General features: G+C 40.3%; 10 protein-coding genes. 8 read left to right on the forward strand and 2 right to left on the reverse strand.

The annotated features are described in order from the left end of the window. The first annotated feature begins 596 nt into the window (after nucleotides 1-596). A complete protein-coding gene (locus Q4D72_RS10495) occupies nucleotides 597-1,988 on the forward strand; it encodes an arginine decarboxylase (RefSeq protein WP_303077817.1) in 1,392 nt (463 codons plus the stop codon). A gap of 304 nt (nucleotides 1,989-2,292) precedes the next feature. Here Q4D72_RS10495 and pepT read toward each other — a convergent pair whose 3' ends face one another. Then, the gene (gene pepT / locus Q4D72_RS10500) at nucleotides 2,293-3,516 is read right to left on the reverse strand and encodes a peptidase T (RefSeq protein ID WP_303077818.1); all 1,224 of its coding nucleotides are present in this window, start codon (nucleotides 3,514-3,516) and stop codon (nucleotides 2,293-2,295) included. Between the two features lie 189 nt (nucleotides 3,517-3,705). On the opposite strand from pepT, the gene Q4D72_RS10505 reads away from it, so the two are divergent. Further along, nucleotides 3,706-5,199 (forward strand): potassium/proton antiporter, encoded by a 1,494-nt coding sequence (locus Q4D72_RS10505; RefSeq protein WP_303077819.1) that lies wholly within the window; start codon nucleotides 3,706-3,708, stop codon nucleotides 5,197-5,199. A gap of 32 nt (nucleotides 5,200-5,231) precedes the next feature. Beyond that, nucleotides 5,232-7,100 carry a mucoidy inhibitor MuiA family protein gene (locus Q4D72_RS10510; RefSeq protein WP_303077820.1) on the forward strand — a complete coding sequence of 623 codons (1,869 nt, stop codon included), beginning with the start codon at nucleotides 5,232-5,234 and terminating at the stop codon, nucleotides 7,098-7,100. Between the two features lie 89 nt (nucleotides 7,101-7,189). Here the strand turns inward: Q4D72_RS10510 and Q4D72_RS10515 are convergent, their stop codons facing one another. Beyond that, a complete protein-coding gene (locus Q4D72_RS10515) occupies nucleotides 7,190-7,762 on the reverse strand; it encodes a DUF3109 family protein (RefSeq protein WP_303077821.1) in 573 nt (190 codons plus the stop codon). A 120-nt stretch (nucleotides 7,763-7,882) separates the two neighbouring features. Here Q4D72_RS10515 and Q4D72_RS10520 point away from each other — a divergent pair, with 120 nt between their 5' ends. From Q4D72_RS10520 to Q4D72_RS10540, 5 genes are all read left to right on the forward strand, one after another. Then, nucleotides 7,883-10,516, forward strand: coding sequence for a sodium/solute symporter (locus Q4D72_RS10520; protein WP_303077822.1), 2,634 nt, complete (start codon nucleotides 7,883-7,885; stop codon nucleotides 10,514-10,516). Nucleotides 10,517-10,693: 177 nt separating this feature from the next. Then, nucleotides 10,694-12,799, forward strand: coding sequence for a translation factor GTPase family protein (locus Q4D72_RS10525; RefSeq protein ID WP_303077823.1), 2,106 nt, complete (start codon nucleotides 10,694-10,696; stop codon nucleotides 12,797-12,799). Nucleotides 12,800-12,954: 155 nt separating this feature from the next. Next, the gene (locus Q4D72_RS10530; protein WP_303077824.1) at nucleotides 12,955-14,097 is read left to right on the forward strand and encodes an AAA family ATPase; all 1,143 of its coding nucleotides are present in this window, start codon (nucleotides 12,955-12,957) and stop codon (nucleotides 14,095-14,097) included. 1 nt (nucleotide 14,098) lies between these two features. Continuing rightward, the gene (gene mnmD, locus Q4D72_RS10535) at nucleotides 14,099-14,758 is read left to right on the forward strand and encodes a tRNA (5-methylaminomethyl-2-thiouridine)(34)-methyltransferase MnmD (protein ID WP_303077825.1); all 660 of its coding nucleotides are present in this window, start codon (nucleotides 14,099-14,101) and stop codon (nucleotides 14,756-14,758) included. Between the two features lie 75 nt (nucleotides 14,759-14,833). Continuing rightward, nucleotides 14,834-16,516: VWA domain-containing protein (locus Q4D72_RS10540; protein ID WP_303077826.1), on the forward strand; the 1,683-nt coding region annotated here is incomplete at its 3' end.

The raw sequence follows: 16,516 nt of genomic DNA on the forward strand, positions 1-16,516 counted from the left end.
AAAATATAATTATACACAACCCAAATCAGCAGTGAAACATCAAAAATAAAATGTTACACAAGCCAATTCAGCAGTGAAATACCAAAAATTCTCCAAAAACCTTTATCAAAGTTTTAGAACTTTGACAAAGGTAATATGACACAAACCAATTCAGCAATGAAACACTAAAAATTCACGCAAAAAACTTTACCAAATTTTGAAAACTTTGCCAAAGGTAAAACACGGTAAATCCTTTTAGTAAAAAAAATGCCGGTTACATTTTGTTTTTTACAAAAAATACATAACTTTGCCCCGTGTATTTTTAGCACGCTACCCAAAAAATAATTCACTGACAGACAAACAAGTAATTCACACTAATGAACATTGTGTTTCTTCAAAAAAATGCTATGCAGAGGGCTGTTTTTGAATCAGCCTGTTCATTTGATTATCTTTATCCGAGTTGGACTGAAAGAAAGCAGTTTCAATTTCGGGCTAAAAGTCTGTCTCCGTTGCGTATTTGAATCGTTTGGATTTTTAAAAACAATCCGGCAAGCCAAAGCTGCCACCTTTCTGAAAATCTAAAAAATGTATTCACTTAAAATTTACCATCGGCAACAATGAAAAACAAATATGTTGATTTAATAGACCAAACGTATTACTTTCCGCAAGAGGAATTCCGCTTGGAAGGCGACGAACTTCGCTTCCACGATATTGATTTAATGGAACTGGTACGCCAATACGGCGCTCCTTTGAAGTTTATGTACCTGCCACGCATCTCGCAAAACATTCAGCGAGCCAAGCGCTGGTTTGAGAAAGCCATAAAAAAACACAAATACAAGGGCGAATACCATTATTGTTATTGCACAAAAAGTTCGCACTTCAAACACGTTATGGTTGAGGCACTGAAAAATAATATTCATTTAGAAACCTCATCGGCATTTGACATAAACATCATCAACAACCTCATTCAAGAAGGGAAAATAACCAAAGATAACTACATCATTTGCAACGGATTTAAGCGCGATGCCTACATTGATGGCATTGCCGACCTAATCAATCGGGGGTTTGACAAATGTATGCCCATCATTGATAATTACGAAGAAATTAATCTGTTCGACAAAGAAATAAAAGGGCAGTACAACATCGGGATACGCATCGCTTCGGAAGAAGACCCGCGCTCGGAGTTTTACACCAGCCGATTAGGAATCGGTTACAAGAACATCGTTCCGTTTTACAACAAAGAAATTAAAGATAATAAAAAGGTAACGCTCAAAATGTTGCACTTTTTTATCAATACCGGCATTAAAGACAATGCTTACTATTGGAACGAGCTTCTCAAATGCCTAAAAGTGTACATTCAACTCAAAAAAGTAGCCCCCGAACTGGACAGCCTGAACATTGGCGGCGGATTTCCGATTAAAAGTTCATTGGCGTTTGAGTATGACTATGCCTATATGGTTGATGAAATTATCCGTCAGATAAAAATTGCGTGCGAACAGGAAAAAGTGCCCGTTCCCAACATTTTTACCGAGTTCGGAAGTTTTACCGTGGGTGAAGCCGGTGGCGCCATCTACGAAATTATGTATCAAAAACAACAAAACGACCGTGAGTTGTGGAATATGATTAACTCATCGTTCATCACAACCCTGCCCGACTCGTGGGCGATTAACAAACGCTTTGTTCTGTTGCCCATCAACCGATGGTATGACGAATATGAACGCGTTTTGCTGGGCGGACTAACCTGTGACGGCGACGATTACTACAACGCCGAACAGAATATGAACGCCATTTACCTACCGAAGTACAACAAAAACAAACCGCTGTACATCGGATTTTTTAACACCGGAGCCTATCAAGATACCATCGGGGGCATCGGCGGGTTGCAACACTGCCTCATTCCGCAACCGAAAATCATTTTGATTGATAAGGACAGCGAGGGCAACATCCAAACCCGCTTATTTATGGAACAGCAAAAAGCGGAAGAGATGCTGAAAATTTTAGGCTATTGAAAATTACTTTTTTCATAGAACGAAGGAGGACAATTCATTTTGGACTCCTTCGTTTATTTTTAGTCCTTCGCAAAACCGTGCGTCAGGCATTTCAACGTTTCGGTATTGCATAAATACTCGTATTTTGCTTTCCTCACTTAAAAGCTTAAAAATCACCAAACGGATTTTGAACTTGAACACACAAAATCACACGTTACAAATTCCGAACATAAACCCCTTGCCCTTACCATAACCACAAAAAAATAACTTTGACAGTTTTTCACTTCCGCCAAAGTTATCTTAAAAACAAGCTATGGTAATTAAACTAACGTTTCGCTACTAATTCAGCAATTTTGATAATGACCTGCGTGGCTTTTTGCATACTTTCAACGGGGACGTACTCAAATTTTCCGTGGAAATTATGTCCGCCGGCAAAAATATTGGGGCAAGGCAAGCCCATATAGCTGAGTTGTGAGCCATCCGTTCCGCCGCGTATGGGTTTGATAATCGGTGTGATGCCTAATTCGTTCATCGCTTTTTCGGCTACCTCAACAATATGAAAAACAGGCTCTATTTTCTCGCGCATATTAAAATATTGGTCTTTGATTTCCACCGAAACCATATTGGGATATGCTTCGTTTAATTTATCAACGATTTGCTGCACGGTTTGTTTACGTTTTTCAAAAATGGTTCGGTCGTGGTCGCGAATGATGAGTTGCACCACCGTATTTTCGATGTCGCCCGAAACGTCCATAATGTGATAAAACCCTTCACGTCCGCTGGTTCGTTGCGGAATTTCATCTTGCGGAAGCGCGTTGATAAAAGCGTTGGCAATCAGCACCGAATTTACCATTTTATTTTTGGCATACCCCGGGTGAACGCTCTTTCCTTTGAAATGCACCTTGGCTCCGGCGGCGTTAAAGCTCTCGTATTCAAGCTCACCTACTTGGCTTCCGTCCATTGTGTAAGCCCACTGGGCACCGAATTTGGCAACGTCAAACTTGTGCGCCCCCCGTCCGATTTCTTCATCGGGCGTAAAGCCCACTCTGATTTTGCCGTGTTTGATTTCGGGGTGTTTCAGCAAATATTCCATCGCCGTAACAATTTCGGCAACTCCCGCCTTATCGTCAGCCCCCAAAAGCGTTGTTCCGTCGGTTGTGATGAGCGTTTGCCCTTTGTAAAGCAATAAATCTTCAAAGTACGAAGGCGAAAGCACGATGTTTTTTTCTTTATTCAAGACGATATCACCGCCGTCGTAATTTTCAATAAATTGCGGATTTACGTTTTCTCCGGAAAAATCAGGCGACGTATCAAAATGCGCAATAAACCCGATGGTTGGCACATCATAATCCACATTCGACGGAAGCGTTGCCATTACGTAAGCATTTTCGTCAATGGTAACATCTTCCAAACCAATTGCTTTGAGTTCATCGAACAGGTAGCGGGCTAATTTCCACTGCTTTTCGGTGCTGGGTGTGGTTTCACTGTTATGGTCGGACTGGGTGTCGGTTTTTATATACGTTATAAAACGTTCTACTAAATTCTGCATAATATGTAATCTTATAAAATAACGCCAAAGATATGAATTTTATTGCTAAAAAATCAAATTTAAGCGGGTAAAAAAATATATATTTCTTGCAAAAACTAATTTTTGGAGAGTAATTTACTGATTTTTGCGACTTTATCCTTTGTATTTATTGTTTTTTTTAGTACTTTCGCCCGAAAATATCATTCCAAAATGAATTTAACCTCTGAAAATATATTGCTCATCGGCTCTTTATTGTTGTTTTTAAGCATCATAGCCGGAAAAACCTCCTACCGATTTGGCGTACCCACCCTATTGTTATTCTTGGGCGTAGGAATGCTTACCGGCTCGGAAGGCGTGATTCTTAAAATACAGTTTGACAACCCGAAACTGGCGCAATTCATCGGCATCATTTCACTGAATTTCATCTTGTTTTCAGGAGGTTTGGAAACCCGCTGGAAATCAGTAAAACCCATTTTAAATCAAGGTATTACACTCTCAACGGTGGGCGTGCTTTTCACGGCGCTTTCTCTGGGGGGCTTTGTATGGTACATCACCAATTATGTATTTGATTATCAATTAAGTTTATTTGAAAGTTTTCTGTTGGGTGCCATCGTTTCATCAACCGATGCGGCTGCGGTTTTTTCGATTCTTCGGTCTAAAAATTTGGATTTAAAAGACAATCTGCGCCCCACCTTAGAGTTTGAAAGCGGAAGTAACGACCCTATGGCAAACGTATTGACAATCACATTCTTAACACTCGTTCAAATACCCGACCAACCCGTCGGCGGACTCATTTTGATGTTCTTTAAACAGATTATTCTCGGCGGACTTTTAGGTTTCCTATTCGGAAAAGTGAGTCATCGCATCATCAATCACATTCATTTGAGTTTTGAAGGATTGTATCCGGTGCTTACCATTGCGCTGATGTTCGCTACTTTTTCCGGTACGGAAGCCCTTGGCGGCAACGGATTTTTAGCCATTTATGTATGTGCCGTTTATCTTGGTAATCAAAACTTTATATACAAAGGAAACGTACTGAAAATGTTTGACGGTTTGGCGTGGCTGATGCAAATCGTGCTGTTCTTGACCCTCGGGCTGTTGGTTACCCCGAGCCATATCGTGCCGTTTATTGGCGTAGGCTTGCTTATTTCACTGTTTTTGATGCTGATAGCACGCCCGTTAAGCGTTTTTTTAAGTACGATTCCGTTTAAAATGAGTATCGCACGCAGGGGTTATATTTCGTGGGTAGGCTTGCGCGGGGCTGTCCCTATCGTGTTTGCCACGTATCCGCTTTTGGCGGGCATCAAAAATGCCGAAATTATTTTTAACATCGTGTTTTTCATCTCCGTAACCTCGGTTATGATACAAGGAACAACGCTGACCCCCGTGGCAAAATGGTTTGGCGTGGCATTACCCGAAACCACTGAAAACGTTGAAAATCCGGTTGATGCCATTATGACCGAGCACCCCAGAGCCATTATGCAAGAAATCCTTATTCCGGCTGAAAATCACACCGTTGGCAAGCAAATTGTTGACCTTGATTTTCCCGAAAAAGCCATCATCGCAATGATTAAACGCAACGACAAATACATCACGCCCAACGGTTCCACCAAAATTGACGCGAATGATTCACTCATCGTAATTTCAGATAACGACCAAGGAATGAGTGAAGTATATGATATGTTGGAAATAATGCGGAATTAATTCTGAAAAAATAACTCAATAAAACGCACAATATGAAACCATTATTTTATTGCATTTTAGGGCTTTTCCCTTTCTTTTTAAATGCACAAGATTCCAAAGAAATCAAAACCAAAGTGAGCGAAGTTACCGTTTTTACTTCCAGCGCACAGGTTGTCCGCAAAAAGCAGGTGGAAATTCCGAAGGGAGTTACCGAACTTAAATTCAGTAACTTATCGCCTTTTATAAATCCTGAAAGTATCCGAATCAAAGCCACGTCAGGCGTTACGATTTTGTCGGTTTCACATCAAATCAACTTTTTGGACAAACTCAAACCTTCACCCGAAGTGGAAACACTTACCAAAACGCTTGAAACCCTTGAAAATCAAATCCAAACCGAGCGGACACATCTTACTATCATCAAAGACAATATTGATTTATTACAAAAAAATAAAGACCTAAGCGGAAAGAACAATCCCATTTCGGCTGCTAATTTACAGCAAGTTATGGATTTTTACAACCAACGCATTACCGATTTGAAATTCAAGGAAAACCAGCGGAATGACCGTTTGGCTGAACTTTTGAAAAAGCAACGAGAGCTTGAAAATCAGAAAAAAACGGTCGTTGGGAAACTCAACAACGAAACGGGCGAGGTGCGGGTAAAAATCAGCAGTGAGCGAGCTACTTCGGTTCCGCTGGAATTGTCGTACGTGGTTGAAAACGCCTCTTGGACACCGAGTTACGATTTGCGCGCCACCGACATCAGTCAGCCCATCACGCTCATTTACAAGGCAAACGTAACCCAAGATACCAAAGAAGATTGGGAAAACGTAAAACTGACGCTCTCCTCCGCCGACCCCTACGTAACAAGCGAAGCCCCCGAGCTTAAAACGTATTTCTTGGGCTACAATACGCGTCCGCCCTCGTATCAAAAATCACAATACGGACGAAGAGTAAACGGACAAATCCAAGGAATTGTAATTGATGAAAGTGGCGTGCCTGTCCCCGGAGCTACGGTTTTGGTAAAAGGAAGTACCATCGGGGCGTCGACCGATTTTGACGGAAAATTTTCGTTGGACGGAAATCTCGTAGGAAACAACCTGCTTGAAATTAGCAGCATCGGATTTAACACGCAAACGCTTGCTCCTAAGCCGGTTATGACCGTTCGTTTACTTGAAGATACGGAACAATTGGAGGAAGTTGTGGTAACGGGATATGGCGGAAAACGCAAAAAGGCTTTCGCCGGAAGTACCGAAAAAATAGCCAAAAAAGAGGAAGTTCAACAAGATTATATCGCTTTGGAAACCAACAATACGCCTACGAACATTCAGTTTGAAATTAAAGTGCCGTACACCATAAAACCGGACAATCAAAACTATGCCGTTGAGACGCAATCTATCAGATTATCAACCGATTACCAATATCACGCCATTCCGAAAGTAGAGCCTGTTGCTTTTCTGTTGGGCTACGTTACCGACTGGGAAAAACACAATCTGCTTGAAGGCGAGGCTTCTATCTTTTTTGAGGAAACGTATGTGGGAAAAACCTTGTTAAAACCATCGCAAACCTCTGACACACTGAAAATTGCATTGGGTCAAGACAAAAAAGTTTCCGTACAACGTGAAAAAATAAAAGATTTCAGTTCAAGGCAGTTTATCGGAGGCAAAAAAGAAGTGTCAAAACTTTGGAAAACAACCCTTCGCAATCACAAAAAACAACCGATAAAAATCGTTGTGTATGACCAAATTCCCGTTTCAACAAGCAAAGATATTGAGGTGATTACCAAAAATAATTCCGGTGGAAAAATCCATAAAGAAACCGGAAAAATCGAATGGAATTTTACCATACAACCTTCTCAAAAACAAGAATTTGAGCTGGAATATTCTGTAAAATACCCGAAAGACAGAACGCTTTATATTGAATAAAACCCACGAAAACGACTTATCTCCCTATGCCTTTGTCAAAGTTTCAGAACTTTGACAAAGGCTTTTTTTACACCGATTTTAAACGAGTTTTATTCCGATTTTAGATGCTCAGCCACAAGTTCCAGTTCGTCATACCATTTTTGACCAAACTTTCTGATAAGTGCCTCTTTTACAAACTTATACACCGGAACTTGCAATTCTTTTCCCAAGCTGCACGCATCATTACAAATTTGCCAACGATTGTAATTCACTGCCGTAAAAGAGCTATATTCCTGTAAACGAATGGGATACAAATGACACGAAATGGGTTTCTTCCAATCAATTTTTCCATCGTTGTACGCCTGCTCAATGGCACACAATGCCCACCCTTTTTCATTTCGGATTACGTAGGCACATTCCCCTCCATCAATGAGCGGAGTTTCCCATTCGCCATCTTCTCCCCTAACATAAACACCTTGTTTTTCAATAGCTTGCCTCCCTTTATCAGTTAAATAAGGTGCCACTTTGTGGTAAATTGCCTCTAAGGTTAGCAGCTCGCCTTCCTCCACCGGCGCCCCTGCATCACCTTCTATGCAACAAGCTCCTGCACAAGCATTTAAGTTACAAACAAAGTCATTTTCAATTATATCTTCTGAAATTATGGTTTCACCGATTTGTATCATTTTTGAATTTAAAAAATTGGGTGCAAAAGTATGAATTTTTTGTGCTTTTGCCTTAATATTTCTTTATTTTTTGGTTTTAAAATTGAAAAATCATACCTTTGTGCGACCAAAAATTTGATTATGAAAGGAAAATTTTACCAATTTACACTTTTAATTCTTTTGTTTTTGATAACTGTCTTCACTTTGCAGGGGCAGAATTCAAAAAACATCAATGAATTGCATCAATCCGTTGTTTGGAAGAGTAATTCACTGAAAAATAATCATTTAAACGAAGGACTTGCCGGCACTTACTTCGGAAAATACAAGCAATTTTTCCTATTGGCTGGCGGTTCGTTCTTTCCTGATGAAAAACCTTGGCAAGGAGGCAAAAAGCAATTTTCAAAAACCGTTTTTGTGTTTGAACCTACTTCCGAAGGCGATTTTTCGGTTGTTTATCAAGGTGATGACCTGCCCGAAGCCTTAGCCGAAGGTGCTTACGTTTCCCTTCCCGAAGGATTGGTTTGCATTGGCGGACAGACACCCGACGGAATTTCGGCAAAAGCGTTTTTAATTTCATACGAAAACGGAAAAATAAAAACCACTCACCTGCCCGATTTACCCTTCGCCGTAAAAAGTGCAACGGCAACTCACATCGGAAAACAAATATATCTTATTGGTGGACAAGATATTGACGGAAATTCATCGAACCAATTTTTGAAATTAGACCTCAATGACCTCAAAAAAGGTTGGCAAAAACTGCCTGATTATCTGAAAAATGTGTCGGGAGCGATGGCGGTTGCCCAACAAGACGGAGAAGAAATTTCGGTTTTTGTTTTTGGAGGAAGAAGCCGTAACAATGCCGAAATCACTACGTTTTTCTCAGACATGTATCAGTACAAACCTTCTAAAAATCAGTGGATTGCTAAGAAAAATATTCAAAATTCAGCCGGAAAATTACCCTTAGCGGTTGCCACAGCCAGCAAAGTGGGGGCTTCAAGTATTTTGCTCTTCGGAGGAGATACGGGGCTTATTTTCAATCAAGTAGAAAAAGCCATAAATGCTGATAATACTTCGCTTCGCAACGAATTATGGCAAAATCATTCCGGTTTTGAAAAAGAAATTTTGGTTTACAACACCATTACCGACGAGTGGTTTACGCTGGGCAATGCCGAGAATTCAGTGGCGGTAACTTCATCGTTTTATGATACTGAAAGCCAATCTGTTTACATCGCAGGAGGCGAGCAAAAACCCGGTATTCGTTCGCCTTTCATCACCAAACTATCGCTTTCAAAAGGCAGTGGTTTTGGTTGGCTAAATTATGCCGTTTTGGGCTTATATTTCGTCGGAATGCTCGGGCTTGGGTTTTTCTTTATGAAAAATAATAACAACACCGAAGATTATTTTAAAGGCGGCGGACGCATTCCGTGGTGGGCTGTGGGCGTAAGTATTTTTGCTACAATGCTCAGTGCCATTACGTTCATTTCCATCCCGGCAAAAACCTATGCCACCGATTGGCGTATGTTGATGTTTAATATGACCATTATTTTGGCGGTTCCCGTAATTATTCGGTATTTTTTACCCTTCTTTTTGCGGTTTAAATTCGACACGGCTTATCAGTATTTGGAGCTTCGCTTCAGTCGTTCGATTCGTTGGGCGGCATCGGCATTTTTCACGCTTTTTATGATAAGTCGTATTGCCATTGTGCTGTTTTTGCCTTCATTGGCGTTGAACATCGTTACGGGCTTTAATATTTACTATGCCATACTGATAATGAGCCTTGTAACTATCATATATTCAACCAGTGGCGGAATGGAAGCCGTAGTTTGGGGCGACGTTATTCAAGGATTTATCTTGGTGGGCGGTGCTATTGCGGCTTTTGTGGTAATGTTGTTAGGAATAAAAGGCGGTTTTTCTGAATTTTGGGATACTACATTAAATTTCAATAAGTTACAAACATTTGATTTTAGATTTGATTTCTCACAACCTGTCTTTTGGGTGGTGGTTTTCGGTGGGCTTGCCAACACGCTGATTTCGTACACCAGTGACCAATCGGTAGTGCAGCGGTATATGTCCACCGTGAACGAAAAAGCCACGGCAAAAAGTATTTGGCTCAACGGAATTGTGAGTGTTCCGGTGAGTATTTTGTTTTTCCTACTCGGAACGGGCTTGTTTGCCTTCTATAAATCGAACCCCGAACAGATGTCAATCACCGACCCTAATATCGATTCAATTTTCCCGCAATTCATTGTTTCACAGATGCCTGTGGGCTTGTCAGGATTATTGATTGCCGCGATTTTTGCCGCCGCGATGAGTACGCTTTCATCAAATATCAATTCCGTTTCGGCAGTAATAACCTCTGATTTTTACAAAACTTTTTTTAAAGAGGCTTCTTTTAAAGGACAAATGACGGTTGCCAGATGGTCAGGAATTGTCGTGGGGCTTTTGGGAACGGCTATGGCTATTGTTCTAGCTACGTGGAACATAGCTTCACTTTGGGATCAATTCAACACATTTTTAGGATTGCTAACCAGCGGATTGGGTGCGTTGTTTATTTTAGGGATTTTCTTCCCGCGTGTGGGGTCGGCAGCAGCTTTTATCGGACTGATTTCAGGCGTGGTAATTCTTTATTTAGTGAAATCACACACGGGACTTTCCTTCCTGCTTTACGGACTTATTGGAATGGTTTCCAACATCGTTATCGCCATTTTATGCAGTTTTGTATTGCCCAATCAAAAAGAAATTAAAGGCACTACTTGGAAAAATCGAAATAAATAACTTCGAAACAAAAAATAAACCAAAAATAAGCTATCTTTTTCAGATAGCTTATTTTTTTGTAATACAATCATTTACAAAAAAAATCGTTTTTTAACACAAAAAAATCACATTTTTTTCATTTCGATTTTTATTTTTTTCGTACCTTTATCGTGTATTTTAAACACAAAATTTTTTATTATGAGTTACAAAACCAACAATATCCGTAATGCCGTGTTGTTAGGGCACGCCGGAAGTGGCAAAACGTCACTTACCGAAACAATGCTTTTTGAATCGGGAGCTACCACCCGAATCGGAAAAATTGAAGAAGGAAACACCGTTTCGGACTTTCACGAAATGGAAAAAGAAAAAAAACACAGTATTTTCAGCTCGCTTACCCACGTTTTTTGGGGCGATGTAAAAATCAATCTGATTGATTCTCCGGGGTTTGACGATTTTATCGGGGAAGCCATTTCCGGACTGAAAGTTGCCGACACTGCCGTAGTGGTCATCAATGCCAAAGAGGGCGTGGAGGTGCAAAACGAACTTCACAAAGATTATATCGACGAATTTCAAACGCCTACTTTGTTTGTTATCAATCAGATGGATCACGAAAAAGCTGATTTTGAAAAATCATTAAGCGACATTAAATCCACCTTCGGAAGCAAAGTCATTGAAATTCAGTTCCCTTATCACCCCGAAAAAGGATTCGGTAAAATTGTCGATGCCCTGCGAATGACGATGTACGTTTTTGGCGAAAATGGCGGAAAACCCGAAAAAATGCCTATCCCCGATGATGCTTTGGAACGAGCTAAAAACATTCATAATCAGTTGGTTGAAATCGCAGCCGAAGAAGAGGAAGGCTTAATGGAAAAATATTTTGAGCAAGGCACACTCACCGAAGAAGAACTCACACAAGGGCTGCAATTAGCAATGGGAAAACAAAATTTCTTCCCTGTTTTTTGCGTTTCTGCCAAAGAAAACAAAGGAACGGGACGCGTAATGGGCTTTATCAGAGATATTTGTCCGTCGCCCTTGCAACGCCCCGACCGAATTCTTCAAAACGGAAAAACGCTTCCGCCTGATGCTTCACTTCCGACGAGTATCTTCATTTACAAGACTTTAAACGAGCCTCAAATTGGCGAATTGAGTTATTTTAAAGTGTATAGCGGTACGCTAAAAAGTGGCGATACGCTTAAAAATCAGATGAATGGCGAAGATGAACGCATCAATAAAATTTTCATCGTAAACGGAAAAAATCGTGAAGCGGTCGAAACCCTCGTGGCGGGCGATTTGGGCGTAACCATCAAACTGAAAAATTCACACACCAACAACACCCTCAACGGCGAAGGACACGAAGAGGTACAAATCCGCAAGATAAAATTCCCACAGATGAAAATCCGTATGGCAGTGGTTCCTCCGTCAAAATCTGATTTTGAGAAACTTACCAATGCATTGCACATCATTCAGGAAGAAGACCCGACCTTTACGTTGCAATATTCGCCCGAGCTGAAACAAACCATCATTCACGGACAAGGGCAAATGCACTTCGATGTGGTGAAACAACGTATCAAATCATTATATAACATTGATATGGAGTTGATTAGACCTAAAATTCCGTATCGTGAAACTATTTCAAAAACCGCTGAGGCTCAGTATCGTCATAAAAAACAATCGGGCGGAGCAGGGCAATTTGCCGAAGTACATTTGCGGGTTGAGCCTTACGATGAAAATGCTCCGCTTCCTAATGATTTGAATATCAGAAGAGAAGAACTTATCGAATTGCCTTGGGGCGGATACTTACATTTTTTGTGGTGCATCGTTGGCGGAAGCATTGATACTCGGTTTATTAGTGCCATCAAAAAGGGAATTATGAACAAGATGGAGGAAGGACCGTTGACGGGTTCGTACTGCCAAAACGTGCGGGTAAGTGTTTTTGACGGAAAGATGCATCCTGTTGATTCTAATGACATTGCGTTTCAGTTGGCGGCTTCGGCAGGTTTTTCGGAAGCCTTTAAAAATGCCTCGCCGAAAATTATGGAACCCATTTACGAGTTGGAAGTGCTTTGCGACACCGTTGCGATGGGCGACGTGATGACCGATTTGCAAAGCCGAAGAGCCGTGATTACGGGCATTGACAGCGTACGTCAGTATCAGCAAATCAAGGCGTTAGTTCCAATTGCGGAAATGTACGGATACTCAACTTCGCTGCGTTCCATCACGCAAGGAAAATCGAAATTCAACCGCCATTTATCAGGCTATCAGGTAATGAGCCACGAAGTTCAGGAAAAACTGCTAAAAGGATAATAAACAAGGTTTTACAAAAAGCGGAAAAGTTAATTTTTCCGCTTTTTTTTGGTGTTTTAGAACCGTTTTTTTAATTCGGTTTTTGACTTCGATTTATATTTCGTAATTTTGCACCCATTTATTTGAAAAACAGAAATCATAATTACTTAAAATCGATGAAAATACAAGAATCCAAATATTATCGCCCTATTAATTTATTGCAGGTTGACGGAAATGACAACATTCAGGTTGTTGATAAGTTTAAATTGCTGACTTACAGCAGTCCGTATCAATATTTGCTTGACGATTTGATGAGTCGAATTTACTTGGGCGGAGACGATTTGGTCATTCAAAAAGAAAAATTAAAACATTTTGTGAAATGTACTGATTATTACACAGTTGACTATTCATCAAAACAAAATGCACTTTTTGAATCGGAAGAATGTTATTTTCATCCCGAATTGGAAGTTTTTATACTGACAGACAAGAACTTATCCAACGAATATGATAATCAAATTTTTGAAGACGGGCTTTTTAAAGTAAATCACATTTATTACGAAAACACCAATCCGAAAACAAAAGAAAACTTAACAGCACTTTTTTCGGAATATATCGAAAAATATATTTCAAAAGATTCAAAAGTTTCGATTTTGCTTAAAACACAATCGGGTTTGGAATTCAAAACGCATAGCATAAAACCCTATCGCATTGATTTTGAGACGATGTACAACGATGATTTTTTGGAAATTCACAATCGGGTGAAAAGCGTTTTGACCAATGACAACAAAGGCGTGGTTTTGTTTCACGGAATTGCAGGCTCGGGTAAAACCAACTATATCAAGTGGTTAACAAGCCAAATTCCGAACAAAAAATTTATTTTCATTCCCACCACGATGATTGGTTCACTGACCGACCCCGCGTTTATCGGGCTGTTGATTGACAATAAAAATTCGATTTTAGTGCTGGAAGATTGTGAAAATTACATCGCCGAACGCACCGCTTTCAACAGCAACACCGATGTGGTTTCGTCCATTTTAAATATTGCAGACGGAATACTTTCCGATGTGATTGAATGTCAGCTGATTTGCACTTTCAATTCGGATATTTCAAAAATCGACCCTGCACTTTTACGAAAAGGGCGACTCATTGCCGAGTACAAATTTAGGGAACTTACCGTTGAAAAGGCAAATAAATATTTACAATCAACTGATAAACAAATTGTTGTGGACAGACCTTATTCACTCGCGGAATTAACAAATATTAATACAAAAGATTTGAAAGAAAATTCCGAACCCGCAAAAATCGGATTTAAAAACTAAAATGGAACGCAAGGTTATCATAACTTCCGATGGTTCAACCACTTTTCAAATCCCGCAATGGGACGAATGCTTTCATTCCAAACACGGAGCCGTGCAAGAAGCGTTACACGTTTTCATCAAAAACGGACTTCATCTATTTGAAAATCAAAAAGTTTCTATTCTTGAAATTGGTTTTGGCACCGGATTGAATGCTTTGGTAACATACGCCGAACATTTTAAGCAGAATTTAACAATTCATTATGAAACGGTGGAAGCCTATCCGCTTTCGTGGGAAGAAGCCCGCCAGATGAATTACTGCAATCAAATGGGAAACAAGTTATTACCTCCGATATTTAAAAAAATCCACCAATCGGAATGGGAAAAAGAATTTTTGATTTCCGAAAAATTTTCTTTCAAAAAAAGAAAGCAATTTTTTGAAGAAATCAATGATTTTGAGCGGTTTGACTTGATTTATTTCGATGCGTTTGGAGCGAGAGTACAACCTGAACTTTGGGAAGTTTCTATCTTTGAAAAGATGCACAACGCATTGAGAAAAGGTGGTTATTTGGTTACGTATTCCGCCAAAGGAAGCGTGCAACGAGCAATGAAACACTGTGGTTTTCAGGTAGAAAAATTGCAAGGACCACCCGGAAAACGCGAAATGCTCCGAGCCAAAAAATAACTTCATTTTGTTAAAATTTACAGTAACTTTCTTTTTGGCACGCTTTTAGATTATTTTTCAGAAAAATTATTAATTATGCGAGCAATTTTATTATTTTTTCTGATTAGTATGCTTATCGCTTGCGGAAACAGGCAAAAAGCATCAAATGTGAACGTAAACGTAACTGCAAAAGAACGTTCGAGTGAGACAAAAACAGAGGTTACTCCGAAAGAATCTTCAAAAGAAAGTGAATCTTTGGATGAAGATGTACAAGCCATTGTAATGGATATCAATGATTTATCTGTAAGCAAAGAAGTTGTTTTACCAGCAACCGAAATGGCTTCCTACAATATGGCGGTAAAACGAGCCCACTACCGCCAAGAAAGAGAAACCCACCAAGTTATCGAAGAAAACAAATTCAAAAAAACGGCTACCGACCCCGTTTCGACCTTCTCGGCAGATGTGGACAGAGCCGCGTACAGCAACATTCGGCGGATTATCAACAACGGAAATTTACCCCAAAAAGATGCCGTTCGCATTGAGGAGATGATTAACTATTTTGATTATGACTATCCGCAACCCGACACCCGAAGCAAAACGCCTTTCAAGATGACCACCGAGCTGAGCAAAGCTCCTTGGAATTCAAAAAATTATCTGCTTAAAATCGGGTTGCAGGCGAAAAAAATCGATATGAAAAAAACACCGCCTTCCAACATCGTTTTTTTGATTGACGTTTCAGGTTCAATGGACGAACCCAATAAATTGCCGTTGCTAAAATCGTCTTTTAAGCTGTTACTCAATTCGTTAAAACCTACTGATAACGTGGCAATTGTGGTCTATGCGGGCAGTTCGGGCTTGGTGTTGCCTTCCACTTCGGTGAAGGAAAAAGCCAAAATCGAAGCCGCTTTGGAAAAACTCGAAGCAGGAGGAAGCACCGCAGGCGGGGAAGGACTCAAATTGGCGTACAAAGTGGTTCGCGAGAATTTTATTCCCAACGGAAACAATCGGGTAATTCTGGCAAGCGACGGCGATTTTAACGTAGGAGTAAGAAATCGCGACGAGCTGCAACGTTTGGTGGAAAAAGAACGCGAAAGTGGTGTGTATATCAGTGTTTTAGGATTCGGAATGGGGAATTATCGCGATGATATGACCGAAACCATAGCCAACAAAGGTAACGGAAATTATGCCTACATTGATAATATTATGGAAGCTAAAAAGGTGTTGGTCAATGAGTTCGGCGGAACGTTTTACACCGTTGCCAAAGACGTGAAATTTCAGTTGGAATTTAACCCCAAATACGTGAAAGAATACCGATTGGTGGGCTACGAAAACCGAATGCTCAACACCGAAGATTTTGAAGACGACAAAAAAGATGCAGGAGAAGTGGGTTCGGGGCATACCGTAACGGTTTTTTATGAAATCGTTCCCGCCGACGGAAAAAATGACAATACATTACGTTATCAAAATCAGCAACTTAACGAAAAAGCGAAAGCAGGAAATGAACTTGCTTTTTTGAAGATTCGGTATAAAAATCCGGATACGAAATCGGATAAAAGCATTGAAGTTTCCGAACCGATTGATTTTCAGCTAAAAGAACTTTCAAAAACTTCGGATAACTTCCAATTTGCCGCCGCCGTTGCCGAGTTTGGGCTACTGCTTCGCAATTCCGAATTTAAAGAGCAAGCCTCTTATAATCAAGTTATTGACTTTGCCAAAAACGCCCTCGGAAAAGATACGGAAGGCTATCGAAAAGAGTTCATCCGCTTGGTGGAAAGTGCT

It is taken from the genome of Capnocytophaga sp. (assembly GCF_030532915.1).
GTDB lineage: Bacteria > Bacteroidota > Bacteroidia > Flavobacteriales > Flavobacteriaceae > Capnocytophaga.

Excerpts from the sequence above, each read along its gene's own strand:
- Q4D72_RS10495 (WP_303077817.1), top strand. The coding sequence starts at position 597 with ATGAAAAACAAATATGTTGATTTAATAGACCAAACGTATTACTTTCCG.
- pepT (WP_303077818.1), bottom strand. The coding sequence starts at position 3,516 with ATGCAGAATTTAGTAGAACGTTTTATAACGTATATAAAAACCGACACC.
- Q4D72_RS10505 (WP_303077819.1), top strand. The coding sequence starts at position 3,706 with ATGAATTTAACCTCTGAAAATATATTGCTCATCGGCTCTTTATTGTTG.
- Q4D72_RS10510 (WP_303077820.1), top strand. The coding sequence starts at position 5,232 with ATGAAACCATTATTTTATTGCATTTTAGGGCTTTTCCCTTTCTTTTTA.
- Q4D72_RS10515 (WP_303077821.1), bottom strand. The coding sequence starts at position 7,762 with ATGATACAAATCGGTGAAACCATAATTTCAGAAGATATAATTGAAAAT.
- Q4D72_RS10520 (WP_303077822.1), top strand. The coding sequence starts at position 7,883 with ATGAAAGGAAAATTTTACCAATTTACACTTTTAATTCTTTTGTTTTTG.
- Q4D72_RS10525 (WP_303077823.1), top strand. The coding sequence starts at position 10,694 with ATGAGTTACAAAACCAACAATATCCGTAATGCCGTGTTGTTAGGGCAC.
- Q4D72_RS10530 (WP_303077824.1), top strand. The coding sequence starts at position 12,955 with ATGAAAATACAAGAATCCAAATATTATCGCCCTATTAATTTATTGCAG.
- mnmD (WP_303077825.1), top strand. The coding sequence starts at position 14,099 with ATGGAACGCAAGGTTATCATAACTTCCGATGGTTCAACCACTTTTCAA.